Here is an 8,547-nt window from a genome sequence, read left to right as displayed (position 1 = left end):
CGCCCGGTCCCATTCCGAACCCGGAAGCTAAGACCCACAGCGCCGATGGTACTGCACCCGGGAGGGTGTGGGAGAGTAGGTCACCGCCGGACAACCATTAACAGGTCGAGAGCCCCAACCAGACACACTGGTTGGGGCTCTCCCGCATTTAACCCGCAGATGATCCCTGCCAAGAGTAACGAAGCGTCGGGGAACATGTTCCGGCCGGGCACCGTTGTAGGTGGGGAACCGCCTATGGATCAGCGGGTCAACCACAGCAAAGGACGCCTTATGCCCCAGCGCACCATTGTCATCACCGGCGCCAGCGACGGCATCGGTGCCGCAGCCGCGCGGAACCTGGCCCGGGCAGGCGAGCGGATCGTCGTCGTCGGGCGTTCCCCGGAGAAGACCGCAGCGGTGGGTGCGGAACTGGGCGTTGACTATTTCGTCTGTGACTTCGCGGAGCTGGCGCAGGTGCGCGACCTCGCCTCGGCGCTGCGGGCAAGGTACCCGCGGATAGATGTTTTGGTGAACAACGCCGGCGGGATCATGCGCGGCCACGAGCTCACAGCGGACGGCCATGAAAAGACATTCCAGATCAACCACCTGGCGCCGTTCCTGCTCACGACCTCGCTGCTGGACGTTCTCACCGCCAGCCGTGCCACCATCATCAATACCTCAAGTGCTGCCAACGGGTTCGGGCGGCTGGACCTAACGGATCTCAACTCCGAGCGGAGCTACTCGACAAACCGCGCCTATGGCACCGCGAAACTGGCGAACATCTTGTTTACTGCGGAACTGCAGAACCGCTACGGGAAGGACGGCATTGCCGTGGCCGCCTTCCACCCCGGCGTCGTGGCGACCAACTTCGCTGCGGAGTCCACTAGCTGGTTCCGCCATGCCTACAAAACTGTCCTAAACCGATTCCTGCTGTCGGCCGAGCAGGGCGCTGACACGCTCGTCTGGCTCGCTACTTCCACGCCCGGACAAGACTGGGTGCCCGGCGCCTTCTACGTCAAGCGGGCGCTGGCGAAGGCCAACAAGCAGGCCTACGACGCAGAGCTGGCGAGGGACTTCTGGGACCGCAGCTTGGAGCTCGTGAGTGCAGGCGAACCAGTGGACGCGTCCGGACACGACAACGCCTGAGATGCGCCGGCCCCCACAGATGGTGCCGCGGCGAGCGTTTGAAATCAGCGGCGCAGGCGGAGTCCCTCAAGCGCCTGCAGCGCCTCGGCAGAGCGGCTGATGGTCTGATCGAGGCCGGCCTCGGATTCCGGAACCGAGAACAGGTAGCCCTGCAGCGCGTCGCACTGCAGATCCATCAGGTAGGCGGCCTGCGCGGAAGTTTCGATGCCCTCCGCGGTGACGCCAAGGCCGAGGCTGTGGGCCATGTTGATCATGGAGCTGAGGATCGGCAGCTTTTCCGCCCCGGTGCGGACCATGGAGACAAAGGACTGGTCGATCTTTACCGCGTCCACCGGCAGGTCCTGAAGCCGGCCCAGCGACGAGTAGCCGGTGCCAAAATCATCGAGCGCAACCCGTACGCCGGCGCTGCGCAAACTCGCGAGCTGGCTGATCACGTGGTCATCGGCGTCGAAAAACACGCTCTCCGTCACCTCCAGCACCAGCTGCCCGGGATCCATGCCGTGGGATTCGGCCATGCCCAGGACGTTGCCGGCGAAATCGCGGTCCCGCAGCTGGACGCCGGACACGTTGACGGCCAATGACCGCTCAGCGCCGCCGGTAAGCCAAGGCACCAGCTGGGTGAAACTTTCCCGCATCATCTGCAGGCCGATCGCCGAGATCAGCCCGCTGCGCTCCGCCGTCGGAATGAACTGCGACGGCGGGACATTCCTGCCGTCGCGCTCCCACCGGGCCAGGGCCTCGAACTGGACCACCTCTCCCAGGTGAGGCGAAACAACCGGCTGGTAGCTCACCCGGATCTCGTCGTTGTCGACGGCGAGCCGCAGCCCGGCCTCCATGTCCGTCCGCTGCACCAGGGCCGTCATCATCTCCGGCTTGAACCGCATGTACCGGTTCTTGCCCGCGGCTTTGGCCGCGTACATTGCCACATCCGCGCGGCGCAGCAGCTCCGACGCGGCCACCGCCTCCGCACAGAGGGACGCGATCCCCAGGCTCAGGCTGGGCCGCAGCATGGACCCTTCGATCCACACCGGGACGTTGAGCGACTGCACGATGCGCTCCGCGACGGACTCGGCATCCGTCGATCCGGTCAGGAGCACGACGAACTCGTCACCGCCCAGCCGGGCCACAGTGTCATCCGGCCGCACGCAGGCCCTCAGCCGGCGGGCCACCTCCACCAGCATCTGGTCTCCGGCGGCGTGGCCAAGGATGTCGTTGACCTCCTTGAAGTCGTCCAGGTCCAGGAGGAGAACGTCGACGGCGGTACCGCTGCGGCCGTGCAGTGCTTCGGACAGTTGGTCATGGAAGAGCTTTCGGTTGGCCAGCCCTGTGAGAGGATCCTGGAACGCCATGGCTTTCAGCTGTTCCGCCTGTTCGGCCAGGTCCGCCATCGCTTGCCGGGCCTGTTCCTGGGCCCGGCGCCGCGGCGTGACATCCCGGAAGCTCCAGACCCTGCCAACCACCAGGTTGCCCACCCGCTGCGGCCGTGAATAGCGTTCGAACGTGCGGCCGTCGAGGAACTCCAGGGTGTCGTGGCTTTCGGCGGTCGGGTGCGCGTACAGTTCGTTGACCTTGTCCAGGAAACTTTCGGGGTGCGAGAGCTGGCCAAGCACGAAATCAATTACCGCTGCATCGTCGCCCGCGGCCATGAGCTCACGGGGGATGCCCCACATCTTGGTGAACTGCTCGTTGATGCCGGCGATCTTTCCGTCGACGCCGACCACCAGGATCCCGTCAGCCGTCGACTCCAGCGTGGCGCTGAGCAGCGACATGGCCTCTCGCAGCTCGGCGTCTGCCTCCTGCCGGTGGAACGTGGCCCGGACCGATGCCACCAGGGAAGGGCCGCCGTCGGAATCCAGCAGCGAGCATGCCACCTCGCCGTGGAACTCCGTGCCGTCGCTGCGCAGGCCATAGGACTCGAATGGGGTCTGAGCGGCCGCGGTGTCTCCGGACGCGTTTCGCAGGGCGGCAAAGAGGCGGTCGAAGCCGCTGCGGTAGCCTTCGGCGAGGAGCATGCGGTGGTCCTGGCCCACGAGCTGGAGCTTGCCGTAGCCGAAAAGTCGCTCCACGGCGGCGTTGACCTGGGTGATGACGCCGTCGCTGCCCACCACCAGGACCGCGTCCGGCAGGGAATCGAACAGGGCGGCGTAGCTACCGGCCATCGCCTCCTCGGGGCGCGGGGAAGCCGCCGTCATGCGACCGTTGCGTGAGACCGCGAGAAACTCAGAGCGTCCACCCCCTCAGCAAGATCGTACCGCTGATCGAGCCTATCGAGATGGAGGTCCTCAGTTTAGAAGCCTCGACCAGCGGAGACGTGCCCAACCGCCGGCGCCACCTGGGTGCCTAGGCCGCGCACCGTCCAGCCTTCGGCCTGCCAGGCCGCCGCGTCCAGCACGTTCCGGGCGTCCAGCATTGTCCGGAGTCGTACCAGTTGCCCGACGGCGGCAGGGGACAGTTCGCGGTACTCGGCCCATTCGGTCAGCAGCAGCACCAGCTCGGCACCCTCAAGCGCCCTCGTGGCAGAGGCCTCGAACCGCAGCTGCGGGTAGCGCATCCAGGAGTTGTTGATGGCCTTCGGGTCCGTCACCGTGACGTGCGCCCCGGCAGAGGCGAGCCGGAGCGCGACGTCGAGGGCCGGGGAGTCCCGGATGTCGTCCGTGTCCGGCTTGAACGCCGCGCCCAGCACGGTGACCGTCCGGCCGGCGATCATGCCGCCGCAGAGTTCCCGGGCAACCTCAGCGGTCCGGGCCCGCTGGCCGACGTTGATGGAGTCCACCACACCCATCCAGTCGTCCACGGACCGGACCTCCAGCGCCTGCGCCTGGGCCCGGAAACTGCGGATGTCCTTGGGCAGGCAGCCCCCGCCGAACCCCAGCCCGGCGTGCAGGTAGCGGTTGCCGATGCGCGGATCCATGCCCATCGCCTCGCTCAGTTCGGTGACGTCGGCACCGGCGGCGTCGCACAGTTCCGACATCGCGTTGATGAAGCTGACCTTCGTGGCCAGGTAGGCGTTCGACGCCGACTTGATTAGTTCCGCCGTCGCGAAATTGCACACGAGCCGGGGGATGCCGGCGCGCAGCAGCGGCTCGTACACCGCGTCCAGCACGGCGGTCACACCCCGGGCAGCTGCCTGCGTGCCGTCACTGCTGCGCCCGAACGCGCCCCCCTTGCCGCCGGGCACCCCGTACACCAGCCGGTCCGGCACCAGCGTGTCCTTCACCGCGGTGCCCTGCCGCAGGAACTCCGGATTCCAGCCCAGCAGCACGTCCGGCCGCGCGGCGAGCATGCGCCCCAGCCGGTCAACGGTGCCCACGGGAACGGTTGATTTGCCGACGACGGCGGCACCCCGGCCCAGGTGCGGAAGGAGACTTTTGGTGGCGGAGACCAGATAGCTGAGATCGGCGCCGGCAGAGGTCTTGGACTGCGGCGTGCCAACGCAGAGGAAGTGCAGCTGCGCGCCGGCGGCGTCCGCAAAGTCCGTGGAGAAGCTGAGGCGGCCGGTGGCGCGGCCGTCTCGCAGGAGCTCGTCCAGCCCCGGCTCGAAGAAGGGGGCCCGGCCGCCGGCGAGCTGCTCGGCCCGTGCAGGGTCGACGTCGATCCCCACGACGGTGTGGCCCATGGAGGCGAGGGTGGCGGCATGCACGGCACCGAGGTAGCCGCAGCCGATCACGGAAATCTTCACAGGGCGGCTCCTTGCGTGGTCTTGGTTTCGGCAGGCTCAACCAGGGCGGCGCCGGCAATAGCCTCCTTGTAGTGCCGCACCAACTCCGCGCACAGGGCCGGCCACGTCCGGCCCTGGACCGAAGCGTAAGCGGCCGCCGCGAACGCGCGGCGCTTGGCGTCGTCGCCCATCAGGTCCATCACATGCCGGCGCAGGCCGGCCAGGTCACCGGGCTCATAGAGCCAGCCGGTGCGGGAATTCTCCACCAGATCCAGCGGGCCCCCGCGGCCGGTGGCCACCACCGGCACGCCGGATGCCATGGCCTCCTGGATGGTCTGGCAGAAGGTCTCGAACTCGCCCGGGTGGACGAACAGATCGAACGACGCCATGACCCGGGCCAGCTTCTCGCCGCCGAGGAAACCGGTGAACACGGCGGTGGGAAGGGCTTCCTCCAGCGCCGCCCGCTGGGGACCGTCGCCCACGATCACCAGGCGGGTGCCCGGAACGTCTGCCAGCACGGCGAGGTCCTCCACCTGCTTCTCCACTGCCAGCCGGCCGACGTAGCCGATGATCCGCTCGCCCCCAGGGGCCACGGAATGCCGCCAGCCGTCGTCGCGCTTTCCCGGCGCAAAACGCGCGGTATCCACACCGCGCCGCCACATGCCCACCCGCAGGATCCCGCGGCCGCGCAACTGGTTCAGCGCGAACGTGGACGGCACCAGCGTCCGGGACGCCAGGAGATGAATGTTTTCCACCCGGTTCCAGGCCCAGTTCTCCAGGAAGGGCACCCCGTACCGGGCGGCGTAGCTGGGAACCTCGGTCTGGTAGATGGCCACTGTGGGGATCCCCAGCTGGTGCGCGGCCTGGGCCGCCCGCCAGCCGAGCACGAATGGCGACGCCAGGTGGACCACGTCCGGTGCATAGTCGGCAAGGATTCTCTTGACCCGGTACACACCTCCCGGCGCCACCCGCACGTTCGTGTAACCCGCCAGCGGAACGGAGGGCAGCCGGTGCACAAACGCGCCGTGCACAACGTCCAGAACATCAGCGTCCGACGTCGACGGCGCAATCACCAGCACCTCATCGCCCCGTTCCTGCAGATGTTCAAGAACCCGCAGGATGGAGTGCGTGACTCCGTTCATCAGCGGCAGGAATGATTCGGCAACGATAGCGATCCTCACACCTCAACGGTGATCCTGCCGTCTAACCGTGCGGGGGAACGGGCGTGACCGGGAAGGGAAGGTTGGATTAACAGGCGGGGCTACCGTCCCTCATGGCGTAGGACGTCCGGCAGTTCATCCACGAAGACGGTCTGCGGCGGTTCGAAGTAGATGACCAGCACCTCGTCACCCACCGTGAAGACACTGACCTTGTCGAACGGGTGGGCGTGGAAGGCGCTGGTGCCGCCGCGGTATGAGAGCATCACTTCGCCCACGGTTCCGGGGCCGATCTGTCCGCTTACCCTGCCGATCTTCCCGGTCAGGGTCCGGTCGACGTTCCTGTGCACCATGTCCTCCGGCTTCCCGCGGTTTCGTTGGGCGCCGGTCCTAGGCGCCGGGCTGCTTCGGCGGCTGCTTGGCATGGTTCTGCCCGTTCTTGAGCGCACCTGAGAGCCGCGGCAGGAACGAGCCCGCCTGGGTGATGATCCCGCCCACCATGCTGTTGAGGCCGTCCGCACCGTTCAGGACGGTGAGCTGGTCCACGTGACCAAACGGCTCGGCCGCAGCCGCAACAATGGACGGCATATTCTCCGCCAGCTGCTGGGCGATGACGGCATCCTGGTTGCTCTCCAGCGCCTCGCCGCGGGCCTTGATGCCCTCGGCCTCCGCCAGTGCCTTCGCCTTGATAGCGGACGCCGCGGCATCGCCACGCGCCTTGGTGGCTGCCGCCTCGGCCTCGCCCGTCACGCGGGTGGCTCCGGCAATGGCCGCCGCCGCGCTCGCGCTGGCCTGCGCCTCCACTTCCACCCGCCGGGCATTGGCCTGGGCCTCGAGTTCCGTCCGCTTGGCTCGGGCTTCGGCTGCACTGATGTCCGCGGCCTTCTGCGCCTCCGCCTCGGTGCGCTGTGCGTAGGCCTTGGCGTCGGCGGGCTTGCGGATGGTGGTCTGCAGCTTCTGTTCCTCGCGGTCTGCCTCGAGCTTGGCCACCTCGGTTTCCTGGACCACCACCTGCTGGCGGGCGGTGGCGTCTGCCAACGGGCCGGCCTGTGCCGCGTTGGCCCTTGCCCGCTCCGCGTTGGCCTGCGCGGCTGACTGTTTGATGGCGGACAGGCTCTGGGCGTCGGCAACCTGGGCGGCGGCCTCGGCTTCCCGCTCCGCCGCCTCGCGGTTCCGGGTGGCCTCCGCGATGCGGGCCTCCATCTTGACCTGGGCGATGTGCGGCTTGGCGATGTTTTGGATGTAGCCGGTCGGGTCCTGGAGGTCCTTGATCTGCAGGGAATCAACTACGAGTCCCAGCTTTTCCATTTCCACACCGCTCGCGCCGCGGACCTGCGACGCCAGCTTGTCGCGCTCGCGGATAATCTCCTCCACGGTCATGCTGCCGATAATGGAACGCAGATGGCCCTCGAAGACGTTGTACACCTGGCTTTCCATTTTCGGCTGCTGGCCAAGAAACCGCCGGGCGGCATTGGCAATAAACGCCGGCGCATCCCCGATTTTGTAAATGACGACGCCTTCAACGATCACCTGGATACCCTGGGACGTGACGCAGGAGACCTTCAGCTCCGTCTCGTTCAGCGTGAGGGACAGCGTCCGGACGGTCTGCAGGCCCGGGACCACCAGCGCCCCCTTGCCGGTGACGATCTTGAAGTCCATCCCGTCGGTGCTTTCCAGGGTGCCGCGCGTCAGCCCGGAAATTATGAGGGCCTCGTTTGGTTCGGCCACTTTCCACATGAGTTTGACGGCCAGCCAGACCACCAGAATGCCCAGAAGTACCGAGACAACGATGATAATCAGGGGAAGGATGGCTGCCAGGTTCTCCATGGCGGTGTCCTCTCAGAGCGAAGGCCGAATGAGGTTGGGCCTTGCCCCGCAAAGGCGGCATGACCAGCTGTAATAGACAGTCTGGTGGTGCGCCGGGGCATAGTCCAGCGATTCCGGCGCCCGTACGAGAGCGGGCTCTCAGGCACATCAGATCGGCACCGGCTCTGGCCGGTCACTGCGCCAGCTGTAGTGTCGGTCCTGCTGGCCGACGTCGGTCCCAACCTTCCAGATCCGGCTGAGTCCGACGACGAGCCTGACCACAGACAAACGGCCGGCCCGCGTGAGGCGGGCCGGCCGGCGTCGTACTTTGACTCTTTGGAGCGTTGTCGGCGCTATGTGTTCTGGACGTGGTCCTTGGCGTCCGTGGCGGTGGCTTTGACGTCGGAGGCGGCGGTTTGGCCTTCGTCCTTGACGTGCTGGGCGGCGTCGGTGGCGGTGGCCTTGACGTGTTCCATGGCCTCCTGGGCGGGTTCCTTCCAGCCCTGGGCCATGTCCTTGGCTGCCTCGGTGACCTGGCTGGTCATCGGCTCGGCCGCGGTCTTGAGGGCGTCGGCGGCTTCGCGTTCCTTCTGGCTCGGAGGGATCAGCGAGGAGACGAGGAGCCCGGCGCCGAACGCGATCAGTCCGGCGGCGAGGGGGTTGCCCTGGGTTTTCGCGGCGACTTTCTGGGGTGCGTCGGCGATCGCTTCGCCGGCGCCGTGCAGGGCGTTCCCGGCGGCGTCGGTGGCCTGGTGGACCCCGCCGGTGGTGGTGTGGGCGGCGTGGTGGAGGCTGCCGGTG

7 protein-coding genes and 1 rRNA gene are annotated in these 8,547 nt (G+C 67.3%); 2 read left to right on the top strand and 6 right to left on the bottom strand.

Features of this window, described 5'->3' with window-relative positions; all coding sequences use genetic code 11:
• Both rrf and DBZ45_RS04150 read left to right on the top strand, forming a co-directional pair.
• Nucleotides 1–92: ribosomal RNA gene (gene rrf / locus DBZ45_RS04155) — 5S ribosomal RNA — on the top strand; the annotation flags it as partial.
• 178 nt (nucleotides 93–270) lie between these two features.
• Entirely contained in the window at nucleotides 271–1,125 is an 855-nt protein-coding gene (locus tag DBZ45_RS04150; protein WP_111902692.1) for an SDR family NAD(P)-dependent oxidoreductase, read from the top strand.
• 44 nt (nucleotides 1,126–1,169) lie between these two features.
• Here DBZ45_RS04150 and DBZ45_RS04145 read toward each other — a convergent pair whose 3' ends face one another.
• The 6 genes from DBZ45_RS04145 to DBZ45_RS04120 all read right to left on the bottom strand — a co-directional run.
• Entirely contained in the window at nucleotides 1,170–3,317 is a 2,148-nt protein-coding gene (locus tag DBZ45_RS04145) for a putative bifunctional diguanylate cyclase/phosphodiesterase (protein WP_111902691.1), read from the bottom strand.
• Between the two features lie 95 nt (nucleotides 3,318–3,412).
• A complete protein-coding gene (locus DBZ45_RS04140; RefSeq protein WP_111902690.1) occupies nucleotides 3,413–4,804 on the bottom strand; it encodes a UDP-glucose dehydrogenase family protein in 1,392 nt (463 codons plus the stop codon).
• The gene (locus tag DBZ45_RS04135) at nucleotides 4,801–5,964 is read right to left on the bottom strand and encodes a glycosyltransferase family 4 protein (RefSeq protein ID WP_111902689.1); all 1,164 of its coding nucleotides are present in this window, start codon (nucleotides 5,962–5,964) and stop codon (nucleotides 4,801–4,803) included. The genes DBZ45_RS04140 and DBZ45_RS04135 overlap by 4 nt, the downstream gene beginning before the upstream one ends.
• A gap of 80 nt (nucleotides 5,965–6,044) precedes the next feature.
• Nucleotides 6,045–6,290 carry a hypothetical protein gene (locus DBZ45_RS04130; RefSeq protein ID WP_111902693.1) on the bottom strand — a complete coding sequence of 82 codons (246 nt, stop codon included), beginning with the start codon at nucleotides 6,288–6,290 and terminating at the stop codon, nucleotides 6,045–6,047.
• Nucleotides 6,291–6,330: 40 nt separating this feature from the next.
• Nucleotides 6,331–7,767, bottom strand: a complete 1,437-nt coding sequence (locus DBZ45_RS04125; protein ID WP_111902688.1) for a flotillin family protein — start codon at nucleotides 7,765–7,767, stop codon at nucleotides 6,331–6,333.
• A 332-nt stretch (nucleotides 7,768–8,099) separates the two neighbouring features.
• The coding region (locus DBZ45_RS04120; RefSeq protein WP_190243002.1) for a hypothetical protein at nucleotides 8,100–8,547 on the bottom strand (448 nt) is incomplete at its 5' end.

Origin of the sequence: Arthrobacter globiformis (genome assembly GCF_003261175.1) — a bacterium.
Lineage (GTDB): Bacteria > Actinomycetota > Actinomycetes > Actinomycetales > Micrococcaceae > Arthrobacter > Arthrobacter globiformis_A.
Note: the sequence above shows the minus strand (reverse complement) of the source record. Positions and strands in the feature narration are given on the sequence as shown.

Coding starts and splice junctions, on each gene's coding strand:
- DBZ45_RS04150 (WP_111902692.1), top strand. CDS start 271: ATGCCCCAGCGCACCATTGTCATCACCGGCGCCAGCGACGGCATCGGT.
- DBZ45_RS04145 (WP_111902691.1), bottom strand. CDS start 3,317: ATGACGGCGGCTTCCCCGCGCCCCGAGGAGGCGATGGCCGGTAGCTAC.
- DBZ45_RS04125 (WP_111902688.1), bottom strand. CDS start 7,767: ATGGAGAACCTGGCAGCCATCCTTCCCCTGATTATCATCGTTGTCTCG.